Here is a 241-nt window from a genome sequence, read left to right on the forward strand (position 1 = left end):
CAGTGACGTTCACAGCACACAACTTCTTCGTATTTGACCGTGCGCCAGAGCCGCTCGACAAACACGTTGTCGCGCCAAGCGCCCTCGCCGTCCATGCTGATGGCGATCTTCGCGTCCAGCAGCACATCGGTGAACTGGAGGCTGGTGAACTGGCTGCCCTGGTCCGTGTTGAAAATCTCGGGCCTGCCGTGCTTCGCCAACGCCTCCTGGACCGCTTCGACGCAGAAGGCCGCCTCCATTG

Annotated in this window: 1 pseudogene; it reads right to left on the reverse strand. The window is 61.4% G+C overall.

Annotation, left to right across the window (positions count from 1 at the left end):
* Nucleotides 1-241 (reverse strand): annotated as a pseudogene (locus tag AC0L3P_RS40375) (IS3 family transposase); the annotation flags it as partial.

It is taken from the genome of Bradyrhizobium sp. WSM4874 (genome assembly GCF_055811835.1).